Source organism: Clostridium sp. OM05-9 (assembly GCF_003481465.1).
Taxonomy (GTDB): domain Bacteria; phylum Bacillota; class Clostridia; order Lachnospirales; family Lachnospiraceae; genus Coprococcus; species Coprococcus ammoniilyticus.
The window spans coordinates 365,423-384,786 of sequence record NZ_QULF01000002.1 but is presented as its reverse complement, the minus strand read 5'-3'; the positions used below and the strand labels follow the sequence as shown (position 1 = coordinate 384,786).

The following is a 19,364-nucleotide window of genomic DNA, read 5'->3' as shown; positions in this document are numbered from 1 at the left end:
GATAAAAATGTACAGCAGACAGGAACAGACCGGTAACGAAAGTATTTGTAAAAGTAAAGGAGACAAAAGGGTTGAAGACAGTTCTTACAATAGCCGGAAGTGATTCCAGCGGCGGTGCGGGAATCCAGGCAGATATAAAGACCATTATGGCAAATGGTTGTTATGCCATGAGTGCGATCACTGCATTAACCGCCCAGAATACGCTGGGGGTAACAGGAATTCAGGAAACATCATCCGAGATGCTCGCCTTACAGCTTGATGCCGTATTTACGGATATTCGGCCGGATGCGATTAAGATCGGTATGGTCGCTTCCGAGAAGTTGATCCGTGTGATCGCAGATAAAATAAAGGAATATCAGGCAGAACATGTGGTAGTGGATACTGTTATGATATCAACCAGTGGACACCGGCTGATCGACGAAGATGCGATCGGTGCTTTAAAAGAATGTCTGCTTCCAATCGCAGAGGTCATTACTCCGAATATTCCAGAAGCAGAGGTATTGGCCAAAATGACGATCCGTGATGAACAGGATATGGTTCGTGCAGCTGAAAAAATATCAAAAGTCTATGGCTGTGCGGTTCTCTGCAAGGGAGGACACAGTATCAACGATGCAAATGATGTCTTATATTCGGACAGAAAAGTCAACTGGTATTATGGAAAACGGATCGATAATCCGAATACTCATGGAACCGGATGCACACTATCAAGTGCAATCGCATCAAATCTTGCAAAAGGGTATAAGATCGATGAGGCGATAAGAAACGCAAAAGATTATATATCTGGTGCGCTTGCGGATGGCATGGATCTGGGACATGGAAGCGGACCTATGAATCATGGCTTTGATCTGAAAAGCAGATTTGCAGAATCATGAAAAAAGTGGTTGCGAATCTCAAATGACTATGTTATTATGGACAAAGTTGGTGTAAAAGCGCATTTGATACCAGAACACTTGGAATGGAGGTGGCAATATGGTAAAGACAATTATCATGGTCGTATATGTAATTATATGTATAGCATTAACAATTATTGTCCTGTCACAGGAAGGTAAATCAGCCAGTCTGACAAGTTCAATTACCGGCGGTAATTATGATAATTCATACTGGGGCAAGAATAAAGGAAGTTCAAAAGATGCGGTTCTCAGAAAGATCACAACAGTGCTTGGTATTCTTTTTATAGTAATTGCATTGCTTCTTGATTCTAAGCTGTTCTAGTTCATATACAGAATTTATCAGTGCTTACATATATCCTATATGTAAGCACTTTTTAGATATACGGAGAGGTATTTATGACAGAAGAATTAAAGAATGAAAGAAAAGAGAATATATATACCCTGATCAATGACGATGATTACAGACCGTTGAAATTTAAAGAGCTTTGTTATCTGCTTCAGATCGGAGGACGTGATAAGGATGATCTGTTAGAAATCTTAAATGAGCTTGTCGATGAGGGCAGGATCGAGAAAACCTCCAAAGGTAAGTATCAGAAGCTTGGAAAGGGTGTCCTTGTCGGTACATTCATCAGCAATCAGAGAGGATTTGGATTTGTCCGTGTGGAAGGATATAAGGAAGATTTCTTTGTCCCACAGAAGTATACGATGGGAGCATTCCATAATGATAAAGTGCTGATCCGTGTTGCATCCGGCAACCGGGGCAGATCAACAGAAGCGCATGTAGAACGGATTCTGGAACGAGGTTTAAAACAGTTGGTCGGAACCTATCAGAAGAACCGGAACTTTGGTTTTGTGATACCGGATAACGGTAAATTAGACAGTGACATCTTTATACCGGAGAAGAAATCCATGGGAGCAGTAACCGGACATAAGGTTGTTGTGGAGATCACAAATTATGGAGAAAAGTCTAAATCTGCAGAGGGACGTGTCGTTGAGATACTTGGACATATTAATGATCCGGAGACGGATGTATTATCGGTTGTAAGAGATCTTGATATTCCGGTTGATTTTCCGGATGTTGTTATGGCAGAGGTGAAGAATATACCGGATGAGGTAACAACGAAAGAGATGGCAGGAAGAACCGATCTCAGACAGTTGCAGACCGTTACGATCGATGGAGAGGATGCAAAGGATCTGGATGATGCGATCACACTCTATGAGGAAAACGGGTTATATAAGCTTGGCGTTCATATTGCAGATGTTACACATTATGTAAGGGAGAATTCTCCACTTGATAAAGAAGCGTTGAAGCGTGGAACAAGCTGTTATCTGATCGATAAGGTCATACCGATGCTGCCGCATAAGCTGTCAAACGGTATCTGTTCACTGAATGAGGGAAAAGACCGTCTGACGCTTAGCTGCCTGATGGATATAGATGCAAACGGCAAGATCATCAATCATAAGATCTGTGAATCGGTGATCAATGTTAACCGCAGAATGTCATATACAAGTGTATCTGCGATCGTAGAGGATCATGATCCGACAGAAACAGAAAAATATAAAGAACTGGTTCCGATGTTTGAATTAATGCTTCATGTGTCAGAGTTGTTAAGAACGATCCGACATGAGCGAGGTTCGATTGATTTTGATTTTGATGAGTCTAAGATCACAGTTGATGAAGACGGTCAGGTATCTTATATCGGAGTGTATGAGAGAAGACGTTCGAATCAGATCATTGAAGACTTTATGCTGGCTGCAAATGAGACAATCGCTGAGGACTATTTCTGGCAACAGATTCCATTTGAATATCGTATCCATGAAGCACCGGATACGGAGCGTGTAAAGCAGTTATCCATTCTGATCAGCAAGTTTGGATATTACTTTAAGGCATCCAAAGAGAATATTCATCCGAAGGAGTTCCAGAAGCTGTTATCAAAGATCGAGGGTGAGCCATGTGAGAATCTGATCAGCCGTATGACACTTCGTACGATGCGGCAGGCGAGATATTCGACGGAATGTGAAGGACATTTTGGATTGTCTTGTAAATATTACTGCCATTTTACATCGCCGATCCGAAGATATCCGGATCTTCAGATCCACAGGATCATCAAGGATAATATTCATGGAAGATTGGATGACAGGAGACTTTCGCATTATGATACGATCCTTCCAAAGGTTAGCGATGATAATTCCAGAAAAGAACGCCGCGCAGAAGAAGCAGAACGTCAGGTCGAGCGTTTAAAGAAAGTGGAATACATGGAGCATCATATCGGAGAAGAATTTGAAGGTATCATATCAGGAGTCATCAACCGTGGTATTTTTGTAGAGCTTCCAAATACTATTGAGGGATTTGTAGATGTGTCGACACTTTATGACGATTTTTATGTGTATTCGCAGGATGAATATGCTATGATCGGAGAATCAACCGGAAAGAAATATTCGATCGGTGATACCGTTAAGGTAAAAGTAAAGCTGGCAGACAAACAGAGCAGACGGATCGAATTCGTGATCCGGTCAGATGCCAAAGAAGGAGATGAAGCAGGACATGGCAAAGGAAAGAGGAAACAAACTCATCGCAAATAACAAAAAGGCATATTTTGATTATTTCATAGAAGAAAAGTACGAGGCAGGGATCGCACTGGCCGGAACAGAAGTAAAATCAGTCAGACAAGGACATTGTAGCATCAAAGAATCCTTTATCAGTATCGATAAAGGAGAAATCTACATTTACCGTATGAATATCAGCCCATATGAAAAGGGTAATATATTTAATAAAGACCCGCTTCGTACCAGAAAGCTGCTACTTCACAAATACGAGATCAATAAGCTGATGGGAGCCCAGCAGGTGAAGGGATACACGATCGTTCCTTTAAAGGTTTATATCCGTGACGGTCTGGTTAAGATGGAGATCGGACTGGCAAAAGGTAAGAAATTATACGACAAACGTCAGGACATTGCGAAGAAGGATGTCAAGCGTGAGAATGAGCGTGAGTTCAAGATCCGTAATTTGTAAGATTTGATACAGGATTTCCAGAATCTCCGAGGCTGATGGACTGGATAATTCCCGATATTTCATATGAAGTTTTAAAGATTTTGTGAAATACTGGAATATTTCATACAGATGTGATATACTCCAATAAGATTTTTACTGGGAGGTCAGGTAAGTGAGCCAGAGTAAAGTAGATAAAAGAAAATATGAGAAGAAGAACCGCGCAGCGATCATGAAGCGTGAAAAGAGAAAGAAAATCCTTGGATGGTGCATATTTGGCGTGTTAGTTGGATGTATTCTTGCAGCTACACTGGGTGTAAAGATATACAAAGCGATTCCAAAGTATGTAGAAGCTGAGAAGCTTGGCGCATATGTCAGCCAGACATGGGCAGAACAGGGATATGGAAGCTATTTTGAGAACAGCAGTACAGCTACAGCATCCGATGCAGAGGATACTGACAGTGATACTTCTGAAGATACAGCTTCTGAAGCAGATGCTTCATCTGAAACGACAACTACAGCAGAGACTGACACAACAGAAGCTGCTGAGTAATATATAAGAAAGCACCTGACAACAGAGCTTTCCTTTATAAACCAGGGGTTGACTGGTTTCGACAGGGGTTTTGCAGTCATGGAAGCCATCCGTGGACTAGGACCACGTTAAAACTTAGATTAAATATAAACGCTAACGATAATTTAGCTTACGCTGCCTAATTAAAGGCAACTGCCAGCTTTAAGGTCCCCCGTACCTTTCAGATCTGGTATCATCCAACGGGAAACTCCGGTGCTTAAGCTTTGCGGTATCGGAAAATTCATGAAGCTACTGATGTATCCAGCCTGTCCGTAGGCGTGGTACTGAGGAAATGTTAAAATACGGAATGTGATGGGAGATGCCGTGATGAATGAGCTTTTGGACGTGGGTTCGAATCCCACCAGCTCCATAGCATGAACTATGGCAAAAAGGATGCAAGGTCGTACACCCAAAAAAGGTGTAGATTTTTCTTGCATTCTTTTTATTTGTATGGTAAACTGAACGAGTTGTGAAAAAAATCGATGGTCCTCTGTACCGGTGTGGTAGTAAGAACATCTAAATATCAAGGAGGTCACACAAATGAATAGCGATTACATTAAGAATCTTGAAGCTTCTCAGATGAAGACAGAAGTTGCTGACTTTGCAGTAGGTGATACTGTTAAAGTACACAACAAGATCAAAGAAGGTAACAGAGAGAGAATCCAGATTTTCGAAGGAACTGTTATTAAGAGACAGGGTGGAAGCAACAGAGAGACTTTCACAGTTAGAAAGTTCTCAAACGGTGTTGGCGTAGAAAAGACATGGCCAGTACATTCACCATTTGTTGAGAAGATTGAAGTAGTTAGACATGGTAAAGTAAGACGAGCTAAGATTTACTACTTACGTTCAAGAGTTGGTAAAGCTGCAAAGGTTAAAGAGCTTGTTAAATAATTTTTACAGGTTACATGAAAAAGTGGCTGGGGTTGATAGCTCCAGCCATTTTTGTAATATGAATCTATCGGAGTAGAGATATGAGCGATAAAAGTGAACGCAGAAAAAGAATACGGCGGGAGAAACGTCGGCAGAGAAGAAAAGAAAGAAGCTTTAGGCGTACGGTCAGAACGATATTTGGCTGGCTGTTGTCCGTTCTGATCGCAGTTGTGCTGGGATATGGAATGGTTTCTTATTGTTTTCAGTCTGTGTATGTCGTTGGTGATTCCATGAATCCGGTGTGTACTAATCAGGAGAAGGTTACAGTAAATAAGTTATGTTACCTTCTTAGCTCTCCGGATCGATATGACATTGTTGCATACCGAAGTGTTGATACGCCGGATGCTTATTATGATATTAAACGTGTGATCGGATTGCCGGGAGAGACCGTTCAGATCAGAGATGGAAAATTATATATTGATGGCAGTGAACGGACGGATCTGCCATTTGATGATTATATATTTACAGCAGGACTGGCAGAGAATGAAGTAAAGCTGGGGGATGATGAGTATTTCCTGCTTGGTGATAATGTCAATAACAGTGAAGATTCCAGATTCCTGAAAGTGGGAAATGTGAAAAAAGCAGAGATATTAGGAAGGATAAAGACACGATGAATATACAATGGTATCCCGGACATATGACAAAAGCAAAACGTATGATGCAGGAAGATATCAAGCTGATCGATGTTGTGATCGAGCTGATCGATGCCAGAGTGCCATATAGCAGCAAGAATCCGGATATTGATGCACTTGCAGCGAACAAATACCGCCTGATCCTGTTGAATAAGACAGATCTAGCAGATGCATCAGCAACAGCAGAATGGGAAAATTATTATAAAGAAAAAGGATTTTTTGTAGCAAAGATCAATGCAAGATCCGGTGATGGCATGAAGAATATCAGTAATGTGGTAAAGGAAGCTTGTAAAGAAAAGATCGCGCGGGACAGAAAGCGTGGTATCATTAACCGTCCGCTTCGTGCGATGATTGTTGGTATTCCAAATGTCGGTAAATCTACATTTATCAATTCTTATGCCAGAAAAGCATGTACAAAGGTTGGAAATAAGCCGGGTGTTACAAAGGGAAAGCAATGGATACGTCTTGGAAAAGATATTGAATTATTGGATACCCCAGGAATATTGTGGCCCAAATTTGATGATAAAGAGGTTGGATTACGACTTGCTTTTATCGGTTCGATCAATGATGAGATTTTAAGTATTACCGACCTTGCGTATGAATTGATCAAATTTTTACAATTAAACTATTGTCAGAGCCTTGTTGATAGGTATAATATTAATGAGGATGTCGATTCTGTTCATATTCTGGAACAGATCGCAGAAAAAAGGGCATGTATAAAAAAAGGCGGCGAACTGGATATCGATAAAGCTGCAGCGCAGCTACTGGATGATTTCCGGGCAGGAAAGCTTGGCAGGATATCACTGGAACGACCGGCTGTTGTAAAGGATAAGTAGTTGATATGAAAGATGATAACGAACGTGTGGAAGCACTGAATGCTATATTTGACGATGATCCCGCAAAAAAAGCACGGGAAAAAGAGATTAAAAAGCTTGAAGAGAAGCGTGAAAAGCAGCTTGCAAAGTTAAAGAAAAAGGGAATAGATCCGGAGCAGAAGAAGGAAGAAACAGAAACAATTCCTTCGGAGCAGGCAGAGACGGAAGAAAAGAATGAAGCAGCGTCTGATGTTGTAAATGAAGCCGGAGAAACAGTAACGAATTATTTTGCTGATTCAGATGCATCCTCCAATACTCATGTACTGGAGGAAGAAGAACAGCCGAGAAAAAAGAAGAAAAAAGACAAGAAAAAGAAGAAACAGGAGAAAGAAGAGATCAATATCGTAAAAGATTTAATCAGTCTCGCTTTATATATTCTGGCGATCGTTGCAGTATGCTGGTTGATCCTTACATATGTTGGACAGCGTACAGAGGTGAGCGGAGACTCCATGAATGATACCCTTCATAATGGTGACAGCCTTTGGATCGATAAACTGTCCTATCATTTTAAAGATCCGGAACGTTTTGATATTGTTGTATTTCCATACGAGGAAGAAGATGATACCTATTATATCAAACGTATCATTGGACTTCCGGGTGAAACCGTATATATTGATGAAGATGGTGTGATCTATATCAATGATGAACCATTGGAGGAAGATTATGGAAAAGAAGTCATAGAAGAAAATCACAGAGGGCTTGCGGCAGAACCGGTCACACTTGGTGATGATGAGTATTTTGTTATGGGTGATAACCGGAATAACAGCCGGGACAGCCGGTTGTCGGATGTCGGTAATATCCATAAGAATAAATTTGTGGGGAAAGCAGTATTCCGGTTTACCGGTGGATTCGGTTTTTTAAATAAAGAAGAACAATAAGTACAGATAAATGGCTGTCGTGTAAGAAACAACAGCCATTTATGCTTATATGAGGATGAGATGGAAAATAAAAGAAAAAGTATAACAGAGATTAAATCCGAATTTGCAAATGCAGATATACATTCAGTCAGACATGTGATGGAAAGATATGCAGAGGATGACAGGGAAGGTGTAAAAAAACTGATCCTTTCTGCTGAAAAGAAGCTTACAGCACATCAAAAAGAGCTTGACCGGATGGAGCATATGTTTGAATATGAGAGACAGCATGCGGACTGTCAGTATATCTGTGGAATTGATGAGGTAGGCCGTGGCCCGCTTGCAGGTCCGGTAGTAGCTGCGGCTGTCATTCTGCCGGAGAATTGCGATATTCTATACCTGAATGATTCCAAGCAGCTCTCTGAAAAGAAGCGTGAAGAATTATATGATGAGATTATAGAAAAAGCGGTTGCTTACGGAATCGGTATGGCAGATGAGAAGCTGATCGATCAGATCAATATTTTAAATGCAGATTATGAAGCCATGCGGATCGCAATCCGTAAGCTTACGGTTCAGCCAGATTTGTTATTAAACGATGCGGTTAAGATACCGGAGGTAGAGATCCCACAGGTTTCGATCATAAAAGGAGATGCAAAATCTGCTTCGATCGCTGCCGCTAGTATTATAGCGAAGGTAACAAGAGACCGTCTGATGGTTTCTTATGATGAGATCTATCCGGGATACGGATTTGCAAAGAATAAGGGGTATGGATCTAAGGAGCATATAGAAGCATTAAAATTACTTGGACCATGTGAGATCCACAGAAGATCTTTTATCACACATTTCTGGAAAGAATAGAAGATAGACAGAAAAAAGGAGAACAACTGTATCGACCATTATAATACAAGAAAAAAGGGAACAGAATATGAAGAGATGGCTGCATCATATCTGAAAGATGCAGGTTACCGGATACTTGCGAGAAATTACCGGGTCGCATCCGGAGAGATCGACCTGATCGTATCAAAAGATGGGTATCTGATATTTGTAGAAGTAAAATATCGGAGCAACAGCAGATACGGATCGCCGGAGGCGGCGGTAACACCTGTCAAACAGCGTCAGATCAGCAGGGTAGCCCTGTATTATATGAAACGATATGGATATGATCCTTACAATACACCGGTACGATTCGATGTGGTTGCGGTGGCGGAGAATGAGATCCATCATATGAAAGATGCCTTCCCTTATCAGGGATATTATTAAGGTTATGAGGTATGAAAATGTATAACATAACATATATCAATCAGGATAAGACAACAGAGATAAAAGAGGAAAACGGAGTTCCATATATTGTATTTAAGAATCTGGAACTGCCGGGGATAGTTCATGGATTTTCAACGAGACATGGTGGGGTCAGTGAAGGAATATATTCTACGATGAACCTGAGCTTTCATCGTGGAGATGATATGGATGCAGTTATGGAGAATCACAGGAGGCTGGCACAGGCAGTCGGATATGATTACAGAAGACTGGTATTTTCTGATCAGGTACATGAAACTGTGATCCGTAAAATAACAGAGGAAGATGCCGGAAAAGGTATCACAAGAGAATCGGATATAACGGAAACAGATGGTCTGATGACGAATGTAAAGGATTTGCCATTGATCACGTTTTATGCGGACTGTGTACCGGTCTTTTTCTATGATCCTGTAAAAGAGGTTGTAGCCATGAATCATTCCGGCTGGCGCGGAACCGTTAAGAATATCAGCCTCCATATGGTCGAAGCCTTGAATAAGGAGTATGGATGTGAGGCTTCGGATCTGATCTGTGCGGTCGGACCGTCTATTTGTCAGAACTGTTATGAGGTAAGCGAGGATGTAGCTGAGGCATTTCAGGATGCTTATTTACCGGAACAGTATGATAAAATGACAAAAAAAATTGGAAATGGTAAGTATTTGCTTGATTTACATCGGGCAAATTATTATAATCTGACTGGTGCAGGTATATTGCCTGACCATATAAATGTAACCGACATATGTACATGCTGCAATCCGGATTTCCTGTTTTCACACAGGGCGAGCCATGGGAAACGTGGCAATCTGGGAGCTGTTATCATGCTGAAATCGACAGCAGACGGAGGAAACGTAAATGAGTAAACCGATAGTAGCCATCGTTGGACGTCCAAATGTAGGTAAATCTACCCTGTTCAATGCACTGGCAGGAGAGAAAATTTCAATTGTAAAAGATACGCCTGGCGTAACCAGAGACAGAATCTATGCAGATGTGAGCTGGCTCGATTATAATTTTACGATCATAGATACCGGTGGAATTGAGCCGGAAAGCGACAATATTATTTTAAAAAGTATGCGGGAGCAGGCAGAGATCGCCATTGAGACTGCTGATGTTATCATATTTATGACAGATGTCAGACAGGGACTTGTGGACGATGATCATAAGGTAGTCCAGATGCTCCGTAAATCGAAGAAGCCGGTGATCCTTGTTGTAAACAAGGTGGACAGCTTTGAGAAATATATGAATGATGTATATGAGTTCTATAATCTCGGACTGGGCGATCCTGTTCCAATATCCGGTGCATCCAGACTTGGAATCGGAGATATGTTAGATGAAGTTGTGTCTCATTTTGATGAAGAATCAAAAAATGAAGAGGAAGATGACAGACCTAGAATTGCCATTATCGGTAAGCCGAATGTAGGTAAGTCATCGATCATCAATAAGCTTTTGGGTGAAAACCGTGTGATCGTATCTGATATTGCCGGAACGACAAGAGATGCGATCGATACCGAAATCGTCAGAAATGGAACGGAGTATGTGTTTATTGATACTGCAGGACTTCGAAGAAAGAGCAAGATCAAAGAAGATATTGAGCGTTACAGTATCATCCGTACTGTATCGGCTGTTGAACGATGTAATGTAGCGGTTCTGGTCATTGATGCAACAGAGGGTATCACAGATCAGGATGCGAAGATCGCAGGTATTGCACATGAACGTGGAAAAGGTATGATCATCGTTGTAAACAAATGGGATGCTGTGGAAAAAGACGACAAGACCATTTATAAGTTTACAAAGGAGATCCGGGAAAAGCTGTCTTATATGCCTTATGCAGAGCTGTTATTCGTATCGGCAGCGACCGGACAGAGACTTCCGAAATTATTTGAAACAATCGATGCTGTCATCGAGAATCACTCGCTTCGTGTTGCGACTGGTGTATTGAACGAGATCATGACAGAAGCAGTTGCGATGCAGCAGCCGCCTACAGATAAAGGTAAACGTCTGAAGCTGTTTTATATTACGCAGGTAGCTGTTAAGCCGCCTACATTTGTTATATTCGTAAATGATAAAGAACTGATGCATTTCTCTTATACACGTTATATTGAAAACAAGATCAGAGAAGCATTTGGTTTCCGGGGAACACCTTTAAAATTTATTATCAGGGAGAGAAAAGAAAAATAATGTTAGTACTGGCGAGAATCATATGTCTGGTTGGAGGATATTTCTTTGGTATCATCCAGACAAGCTATATTTACGGTAAATTACATGGTATTGATATAAGGGAATATGGAAGTGGTAATGCAGGAACGACAAATGCACTCCGTGTACTTGGAAAGAAGGCTGGAGCAGTTGTATTCCTTGGTGATCTGTTTAAATCAGTGATCGCATGCAGTATCACACATATTATCATGAATGCTCTTGGCATTGAAAACGTATATTTGTTTGTAATCTATACAGCGGCAGGCGTTGTACTTGGACATAATTTTCCGTTTTACATGCAGTTTAAAGGTGGTAAAGGAATTGCAGCGACATCCGGAATCGCAATCGGTTTACTGGATTGGAGAGTTGCGCTTATTGAACTAGGATTATTCGTATTCTGTGTGGTTGTAACCAAATATGTATCCGTAGGTTCTATCTGCCTTGTCCTGGGACTTTTAGTTTCCTATACAATATTTGCATATACAGGTTCTTATGGTTTTACATCCGATTCGATGAAACTTGAAAGCTGCATTGTTTTAGGACTTATTACCTTGCTTGCAATCTATCGTCATAAACAGAATATTGTCAGACTGATCAAAGGAACAGAGAATAAATTCTCTTTAAAGGGAAGAAATAAGGCAACAGAAGAACAGGCATAGTATGTTAAATTATATCGACCACAAAGTTATAAAGATGGAGAGGTATTTAGTATGATAATAGGTATTTTAGGAGCAGGAAGCTGGGGATCTGCACTTGCAAACCTGCTGGCGGGGAATGGACATGATGTTACCGTCTGGTCCATTGATGAAAAAGAGATTGAAATGCTGAACACATACAGGGAGCAGAGGGATCGTCTTCCAGGTGTTCATCTGAATGAAACAATCACATTTACAACAGATTTGGAACAGACGATAAAAGGGAAAAAAATGATCGTCTGTGCAGTTCCGTCCCCATTTATCCGGAGCACAGCAAAGAAGATCGCGCCTTACATTACAAACGATCAGTTGATCGTCAATGTCAGCAAGGGCATTGAGGAGGCAACCCTGACTCCGATCGTAGAGATCATCGAGAGTGAGATCCCTGGAGCAAAGGTTGCAGTTCTTTCCGGACCAAGCCATGCAGAGGAGGTTGGTATTGGTATTCCGACAACAGTAGTAGCCGGAGCACGCGATATGGATACAGCTAAATTGATCCAGAATACGTTTATGAATGATGTATTCCGTGTGTATACCAGTACAGATGTAACCGGAATCGAACTTGGCGGATCTGTTAAGAATGTTATTGCGCTGGCTGCAGGAATTACGGATGGTCTTGGTTTTGGAGATAATACGAAGGCAGCGTTAATGACCAGAGGAATGGCAGAGATCTTACGACTCGGAACTGCGATGGGAGCACATGTAGAGACACTTGCCGGTTTATCCGGTATGGGTGATCTGATCGTTACCTGTACGTCCAAGCACAGCCGTAACCGGAATGCCGGTTATCTGATCGGACAGGGCAAGAGCTACAAAGAAGCAATGGCTGAGGTCAAGATGGTAGTAGAAGGGGTATATTCTGCAAAGGCGACACTGAAGCTTGCAAAGAAGTACGGAGTCGATATGCCGATCGTTGAAGAGGTAAATAAGGTATTATTCGAGGGAAAGCCTGCCCGTGAAGCAGTTGTGGATCTGCTTACCAGAGACAGAAAGGCAGAGATATCTGTAGAGGAGTAAGTTTTTGACATACTTGTAAAAGCTCTTTCATATATTACTTATATGATAATCTTTACATAGGAAACAGATTTTGTATTTCCATTTTTTATGATACAAATACAGGAGCAGAAACGGAAAATGTGTAAGAAATGCAGGAGGTATATATGGGAGGCTTTAATGTGTACAACGACATCAATGCCAGAACAAATGGTGAAATTTACATAGGTGTTGTAGGTCCGGTACGAACCGGAAAATCAACATTTATCAAACGGTTTATGGAAATGATGGTCATTCCAAATATAAAAGATGAGAATGACCGTGAGATTGCGCTGGATGAAATGCCACAGTCTGCGTCCGGTAAGACGATCATGACGACAGAACCCAAATTCATACCCAAAGAAGGCGTTGAGATCCGGGTAGATGATGAGATCGATATGCGTGTCCGGCTGATCGACTGCGTTGGCTATGTTGTAGATGGAGCGGAAGGTCAGATGGAGGATGGAAAAGAACGGATGGTCAAGACTCCATGGTTTGATTATGATATTCCATTTGCAAAAGCGGCAGAGATCGGAACCAGGAAGGTGATCAACAGTCATTCAACAATCGGGATCGTGGTGACCTGTGATGGCAGCTTTGGCGATCTGGCAAGAGAAAACTATCTTGCAGCAGAAGAGAAAACGATAGCGGAATTAAAAGCTATTGGAAAGCCGTTTGTGATCCTGTTGAATTCAAATCGACCGGGAGCAAATGAAACAAAAGAGCTTGCAGCAACGATGGTAGATAAATATGGTGTTGCAGTTCTTCCCGTAAATTGTGATCAGTTGAGCAGAAATGATATCAATGCGATCTTTACTTCGATGCTGTATAGTTTTCCTATCACCTGTATTAATTTTGTGATACCAAAGTGGCTGGAGGTATCCGAGAATGACAATAAGATCAAAAAGAGTGTGATCGAGAATGCCATGGACATCATGAACAGCAATCAGCACATATATGATATGGTTCATTTTGCTTTTCCGGAAAATGAATATGTGGAAAAGTATACATATAACAATGTAAATCTTGCAGACGGTTCGCTGAGTGTTCAGGTTACGATCTATGGAAGATATTATTATGAGATGCTTTCCGATATGCTTGGGACAGAAATCCATAATGAGTATGATTTTATTACAGAGATCAAAGATATGGCAGAAAAGAAAAAGTTCTGCAATGGGGTTATAAATGCACTTGACAGTGTGAAAAACGGCGGTTATGGTCTGGTAATGCCGGAAAAGAAGGATATTACACTGGAAACACCGGAGCTGATCAAGGCAGGCAACAAATATGGAGTAAAGATCAAGGCAGAGGCACCATCGGTTCATATGATCAAAGCGAATATTACAACAGAGATCGCACCGATCGTTGGTACGAAGGAGCAGGCGGAGGATCTGGTCGAATATATCAAAACAAGCACCGGAGAGAATGGAGAAGATATCTGGGATGTGAATATCTTTGGCAAGTCGATCGAGCAGCTTGTAGAGGATGGATTAAATACAAAGACAAATAAGATGAATGTAGAAAGCAAGCAGAAGCTTCAGGATACCATGGAGAAGATCGTAAATGATGGAAATGGCGGACTGGTCTGCATTATTATATAGGCATACAGAGAACAGATGCGAAAAAAACTTGATGGCGTCTGTATGGGATAAAGGGAGACAATATGTCGGCAATCGATGTAAAACTGAATGTATTTGAAGGACCACTTGATCTGCTCCTTCATCTGATCGAAAAGAATAAAGTAAATATTTATGATATACCGATTGTAACGATCACAGAGCAATATCTGGATTATGTGAATTATATGGAAGAGGAAGACTTGGATGTTATGAGTGAATTCCTGGTCATGGCGGCGACTCTGATCCGTATCAAATCCAAGATGCTTCTTCCGAAGGTAACAGAAGAGGATGAGGAGGAAGAGGATCCGAGAGAAGAGCTTGTCCGCAGATTGCTGGAGTATAAGATGTACAAATATGCGGCAAGTGAGCTGAAAGATCTGGAGCTTGACGGTGCAAAGGCATTTTATAAAAAAGAAAGCATTCCTGCAGAGGTGAAAAATTTCAAGCCGACAGTGGATCCGGTTGCTTTGATCTCGGAATATGATATGAATCTGGAAAAACTGAATGAGATCTTCAAATCCGTGATGCGGAAACAGGTTGAAAAGGTAGATCCGATCCGTAGTAAGTTCAAAAATATCGAGAGAGAGGAGATCTCACTGGAAGCAAAGATGGCGGAGGTACGGGAACAGGTCCGCGGACTTGCAGGCATCAATTTCCGGACACTGCTTGAAATGCAGGCATCGAGATCGAATATTATCGTAACATTTCTTGCAATATTAGAGCTTATGAAGATTGGAGCCATTCAGATCCGGCAGGAAGAGATATTTGGAGAGATCATCATTGATTCCAGAGATGACATTGCTGCATATGAGTTGAACAGCCAGAATACTGATACAGATAAAACAGATGCAGATGTGCCGGATTCAATAGAGACAAATGCAGAAACCATTCATCAGGCAGATGGTGAAGCCAATGAGACAGAACGAGGATAAGATGGGTATGGGTGAGATAAAAGAGAACGAAGCAACAGTAAATGAGATAACACTGGAAAATGTAGAAGAACAGCCGGTTGTTTATAAAGAATACAGTACAGAATATCTGGTTTCTGCAGTTGAAGCAATACTGTTTTCCATTGGGGAGTCTGTGTCAGTAGATCGACTGGCTAAGGCACTGGAGATGGAGACAAAGAAGCTGTCCAAGCAGATGGAAGAGGTGCTGGAAATTTATAATCAGTCTGACCGGGGCATTAAGATGGTCGAGCTTGAAAATGCATATCAGTTGTGTACCAGAAATGAGTACTACGATGTGCTGACAAAGGTTGTCTGTACACCGAAGAAACCAAATCTTACGGATGTACTGCTTGAAACCCTGTCGATCGTTGCCTATAAGCAGCCGATCACCAGACCGGAGATTGAAGCCATCCGTGGAGTTTCCTGTGCACATGCGATCAATAAGCTGATGGAATACGGACTGGTAGATGAGGTTGGACGACTGGATGCTCCGGGACGACCGATCCTGTTTGGAACGACAGAGGAATTCCTGCGAAGCTTCGGCGTTGCATCGACAGAGGAGCTTCCGATGATCAGTCCGGATAAGATCGAGGACTTTAAGAAGGAAGCACAGGAAGAGGCAAATGAGATCACACTCGGGCTGGATAATGAGTCATAAAACCGACAGATCCGGAATATATTTTTATGAAGAAAGAATATATCCGGTGATTGTATGTTAGGGTTATATTTCAAATATCATAAAAGAAAACAGAAACCTGTAGGAAGAAGGCGACAGAAGATTCCCGCAGGTTTTCTGTTTGTATGGATCCTTGTCGCTGCAGTATTGCTCTGTTCTGTGATTCCTGCGAAAGCATTTGTGATGCAGCCGCAGCAACAAAGGATAGTTCATTGGAATAACCGCAGCAAACAGAACAGTAATACCCTTCAGGTAGATACAGAGCAAAAGATCACAGACAATGATCTTCATGCATTGTCGGCTGTTCTTATGGATGGAGAAAACGGCAGGATCCTGTATGATAAAGCAGGTGAAGAAGTTCGTGCAAATGCCAGTACGACGAAGATCCTTACCTGTATCCTGGCACTTGAATATGGTGATCTGGACGATACGGTGGTCATATCTTCCTATGCAGCAAAGATGCCGGATGTACAGCTTAATATCAGAGAGGGAGAGGAATATAAGTTAAAAGATCTTCTGTATTCGCTGATGCTGGAAAGCCATAATGACAGTGCGATTGCGATCGCAGAGCATATTGGCGGAAGTGTGGAACAATTTGCGGAGCTGATGAATCAGAAGGCAGAGGATATTGGCTGCATGAAGACACATTTTATTACGCCAAATGGCTTAGATGCAAAGGATAAACATGGAATACATGGAACAACGGCTGCTGACCTGGCTCGGATCCTGCGGTATTGTATCAAAGAGTCGCCTGAAAAGGATACATTTCTTACGATCACAAGAACGTCTGTCTATTCTTTTACCAATCTTGCAGGAACCAGAAGTTTTACCTGCAATAATCATAATGCATTTCTGAATATGATGGATGGAGCACTGACAGGTAAAACCGGTTTTACAGGAACAGCCGGTTACTGTTATGTTGGAGCGTTAGAAAGGGATGGAAAACTGTTCATCGTAGCTTTGCTTGGATGCGGCTGGCCGGGGAATAAAACTTATAAATGGGCAGATACGAAAAAGCTTATGAACTATGGACTGGATCATTATCAGGAACATACCATAAAGGATGATATTCTGCAAAAAACAGGCATTCCGATTCAGTATGATCCCAATTACCGAAAACAGCAGGGGGAAGAAACGGACACGATCGCATGGGACTGCAGTTTTTCAGAAACATTGCTGCTGCGGGAAGATGAACAGATCACTGTCCGGTATATTCTGCCGGAAGTACTTGGACTTCCGTTAGAGACCGGGATGCAGATTGGTTCCGTTGTTCTGTCAATTAACAGTAAGGTCTATGCTATTTATCCGGTATTTATTACAGAAACAATATCCGGAATGACATGGAAGGATTTTATAAGTGGGTACATAAAGTATTATATTGATAGAAATTATTCCTGATCGTTGAATTATAGTTGTATTATACGGGCAACAGATGACAGGTTACTATATAATATGGAGCATAAGATTGATGAAAAGAGACAGGGAGGTTATTATTTGAAACAGTTTGTTGTAGTGGGTGGTGACCTGCGTTGCCACTATCTGGTCTTATATTTAAAAGAACAGGGCTATCCGGTTTTTACATGGAAGGTGCCGGAACTTGCAGATACCGGAGAAAAATTACAGGATATAATTGGAAATCTCAAGACCGATGATACTTTAAAAGAAACCGGGCTGTTGCTTCCGGTTCCGGTTACAAAGGACGGTATCCATATCAATGGCTGCTCAGGGCTTACGGCAGAAGCACTTGCTTTCATGGTGGGGGACTTTGGTCTGGTATGTGGGGGCGTGATCTCACAGAAACTGACAAAAGCCTGTGCAGAATCAGGTATACCATGTCATGATTATATGAAAGATGACTGTGTTGCACTAAAAAATGCGGTTGCAACGGCAGAAGGTGCGATCACGGAAAGCTTTATGATGAGTGATATCAATATAGAAAACAGCAAATGTTTGGTTACCGGTTATGGAAGATGCGGGCGTGTCCTTGCACAGAAGCTGCTTCGTATGGGAGCGGAGGTGACGGTTACAGCCAGAAGTGTGGAGGCCTGTATTAAGGCAGCCATGGGGGATTGTCATACGATATTGTTGAATCAGTTGGCTTCCTGTGAAAAGCTGGATACATTTGATTTCTGTTACAATACGATACCGGCGCCTGTGCTTGATCGGGCAGTCTTGTCAAAGCTTCGTCCGGATGTTGTTATTCTGGATATAGCATCCAAACCGGGCGGAACGGATTTTGCATATCTGGATGAGCAGGGAATCTGTTATAAACATAGTCTGGGGATTCCGGGACGGTATTCGCCAAAAACTTCCGGTGAGATCCTGGGCGAGGCAGTTTTGTCGTATCTTTGATAAAACAGTCACATAATTTATGATCCTGCATACACTATAATAAACATAAAATCATTGTCAGGCAGTAGTATTTGTCTGGTTCTGTTAAATAGTTGGAACCAGACACAACAGCTTGGAATTGATAAAACAGTATGGATCAGAATGATTTTATGGATTGTATTGAATGGAAAGGATTATAGATATGAGTTTATCAGGGTGCAATTGCGGCGTTGCAATAACCGGTTCGTTTTGTACTTTTGATAAAGTAAAGATAGAGATAGAGGAAATGACAAAGCTTGGAATATCGGTATATCCGATCTTTTCCGAACGGTCTGCAACGTACGATACCAGATTTGGCAGAGGGGATGATTTTGTAAAAGACATTCAGAGGATAACAGGGAAGAAAGGGATCTTTACCATTCAGGAGGCAGAACCGATCGGACCAAAAGCATATCTGGATGTACTGGTAATCGCTCCATGTACAGGCAACACACTTGCAAAGTTATGTAACGGTATCACGGATTCTCCGGTGCTGATGGCAGCGAAGGCGCATATCAGGAATAATAAACCGCTGATCATCAGCATTTCAACAAATGATGCGATGGGGATGAATTTTAAGAATATCGGAATGCTGATGAATATGAAGAATATTTATTTTGTTCCATTTTATCAGGATGATCCGGTAAAGAAGCCGAATTCCCTGATCGGAAAACTGTCCATGATACCGGAGACGATAGAGGAGGCTTTAAAGGGGAAGCAGCTTCAGCCGGTGTTATGTGACAAGTGATAACGCAGGCAGGAACTTGTGCCCGGAAAAAACCACAATGGTGTCCA

21 protein-coding genes and 1 other RNA gene are annotated in these 19,364 nt (G+C 41.7%); all 22 read left to right on the top strand.

What is annotated here, in order from left to right; all coding sequences use genetic code 11:
* Positions 1-71 precede the first annotated feature (71 nt).
* The 22 genes from thiD (at position 72) to DXB77_RS04740 (ending at position 19,317) form a co-directional block, all read left to right on the top strand.
* Positions 72-872, top strand: coding sequence for a bifunctional hydroxymethylpyrimidine kinase/phosphomethylpyrimidine kinase (gene thiD / locus DXB77_RS04845; protein WP_118662749.1), 801 nt, complete (start codon positions 72-74; stop codon positions 870-872).
* Between the two features lie 97 nt (positions 873-969).
* Complete coding sequence (gene secG, locus DXB77_RS04840) at positions 970-1,212, top strand: preprotein translocase subunit SecG (RefSeq protein WP_117807518.1); 243 nt, start codon at positions 970-972, stop codon at positions 1,210-1,212.
* Between the two features lie 74 nt (positions 1,213-1,286).
* Complete coding sequence (gene rnr / locus DXB77_RS04835; RefSeq protein WP_118484049.1) at positions 1,287-3,473, top strand: ribonuclease R; 2,187 nt, start codon at positions 1,287-1,289, stop codon at positions 3,471-3,473.
* Positions 3,436-3,903: an SsrA-binding protein SmpB gene (gene smpB / locus DXB77_RS04830; RefSeq protein ID WP_117784805.1), complete on the top strand. Its 468-nt coding sequence runs from the start codon at positions 3,436-3,438 to the stop codon at positions 3,901-3,903. The genes rnr and smpB overlap by 38 nt, the downstream gene beginning before the upstream one ends.
* A 151-nt stretch (positions 3,904-4,054) precedes the next feature.
* Positions 4,055-4,432 (top strand): hypothetical protein, encoded by a 378-nt coding sequence (locus DXB77_RS04825; RefSeq protein ID WP_117822610.1) that lies wholly within the window; start codon positions 4,055-4,057, stop codon positions 4,430-4,432.
* A gap of 44 nt (positions 4,433-4,476) precedes the next feature.
* Positions 4,477-4,823, top strand: a transfer-messenger RNA (tmRNA) gene (ssrA, locus tag DXB77_RS04820).
* A 167-nt stretch (positions 4,824-4,990) separates the two neighbouring features.
* On the top strand, positions 4,991-5,341 hold the full coding sequence (gene rplS / locus DXB77_RS04815) for a 50S ribosomal protein L19 (protein ID WP_021943941.1): 351 nt from the start codon (positions 4,991-4,993) through the stop codon (positions 5,339-5,341).
* Positions 5,342-5,421: 80 nt separating this feature from the next.
* Positions 5,422-5,994, top strand: a complete 573-nt coding sequence (gene lepB, locus DXB77_RS04810; protein ID WP_021943940.1) for a signal peptidase I — start codon at positions 5,422-5,424, stop codon at positions 5,992-5,994.
* Positions 5,991-6,848: a ribosome biogenesis GTPase YlqF gene (ylqF, locus tag DXB77_RS04805; protein ID WP_118662748.1), complete on the top strand. Its 858-nt coding sequence runs from the start codon at positions 5,991-5,993 to the stop codon at positions 6,846-6,848. The genes lepB (DXB77_RS04810) and ylqF overlap by 4 nt, the downstream gene beginning before the upstream one ends.
* 5 nt (positions 6,849-6,853) lie before the next feature.
* A complete protein-coding gene (gene lepB / locus DXB77_RS13435) occupies positions 6,854-7,765 on the top strand; it encodes a signal peptidase I (protein ID WP_347559469.1) in 912 nt (303 codons plus the stop codon).
* Between the two features lie 60 nt (positions 7,766-7,825).
* Positions 7,826-8,599, top strand: a complete 774-nt coding sequence (locus DXB77_RS04795) for a ribonuclease HII (RefSeq protein ID WP_021943937.1) — start codon at positions 7,826-7,828, stop codon at positions 8,597-8,599.
* 3 nt (positions 8,600-8,602) lie between these two features.
* On the top strand, positions 8,603-9,001 hold the full coding sequence (locus DXB77_RS04790) for a YraN family protein (protein WP_347559473.1): 399 nt from the start codon (positions 8,603-8,605) through the stop codon (positions 8,999-9,001).
* Between the two features lie 17 nt (positions 9,002-9,018).
* Entirely contained in the window at positions 9,019-9,894 is an 876-nt protein-coding gene (gene pgeF, locus DXB77_RS04785; protein ID WP_347559468.1) for a peptidoglycan editing factor PgeF, read from the top strand.
* Positions 9,887-11,209 carry a ribosome biogenesis GTPase Der gene (der, locus tag DXB77_RS04780; protein ID WP_021943934.1) on the top strand — a complete coding sequence of 441 codons (1,323 nt, stop codon included), beginning with the start codon at positions 9,887-9,889 and terminating at the stop codon, positions 11,207-11,209. Before pgeF ends, der begins: the two co-directional genes overlap by 8 nt.
* A complete protein-coding gene (gene plsY, locus DXB77_RS04775; RefSeq protein ID WP_118662746.1) occupies positions 11,209-11,886 on the top strand; it encodes a glycerol-3-phosphate 1-O-acyltransferase PlsY in 678 nt (225 codons plus the stop codon). Before der ends, plsY begins: the two co-directional genes overlap by 1 nt.
* Positions 11,887-11,937: 51 nt before the next feature.
* Entirely contained in the window at positions 11,938-12,939 is a 1,002-nt protein-coding gene (locus tag DXB77_RS04770; protein ID WP_021943932.1) for an NAD(P)H-dependent glycerol-3-phosphate dehydrogenase, read from the top strand.
* Positions 12,940-13,082: 143 nt separating this feature from the next.
* Positions 13,083-14,555: a stage IV sporulation protein A gene (gene spoIVA / locus DXB77_RS04765; protein ID WP_117822614.1), complete on the top strand. Its 1,473-nt coding sequence runs from the start codon at positions 13,083-13,085 to the stop codon at positions 14,553-14,555.
* A 62-nt stretch (positions 14,556-14,617) separates the two neighbouring features.
* Positions 14,618-15,505, top strand: coding sequence for a segregation/condensation protein A (locus DXB77_RS04760; protein WP_243100140.1), 888 nt, complete (start codon positions 14,618-14,620; stop codon positions 15,503-15,505).
* Positions 15,486-16,181, top strand: a complete 696-nt coding sequence (scpB, locus tag DXB77_RS04755) for an SMC-Scp complex subunit ScpB (protein ID WP_243175740.1) — start codon at positions 15,486-15,488, stop codon at positions 16,179-16,181. The genes DXB77_RS04760 and scpB overlap by 20 nt, the downstream gene beginning before the upstream one ends.
* Positions 16,182-16,235: 54 nt before the next feature.
* Positions 16,236-17,597 (top strand): D-alanyl-D-alanine carboxypeptidase family protein, encoded by a 1,362-nt coding sequence (locus DXB77_RS04750; protein WP_118662745.1) that lies wholly within the window; start codon positions 16,236-16,238, stop codon positions 17,595-17,597.
* Between the two features lie 96 nt (positions 17,598-17,693).
* The gene (locus DXB77_RS04745; protein ID WP_182439431.1) at positions 17,694-18,551 is read left to right on the top strand and encodes a dipicolinate synthase subunit DpsA; all 858 of its coding nucleotides are present in this window, start codon (positions 17,694-17,696) and stop codon (positions 18,549-18,551) included.
* 181 nt (positions 18,552-18,732) lie between these two features.
* The gene (locus DXB77_RS04740; protein WP_117822617.1) at positions 18,733-19,317 is read left to right on the top strand and encodes a dipicolinate synthase subunit B; all 585 of its coding nucleotides are present in this window, start codon (positions 18,733-18,735) and stop codon (positions 19,315-19,317) included.
* Positions 19,318-19,364: the final 47 nt, after the last annotated feature.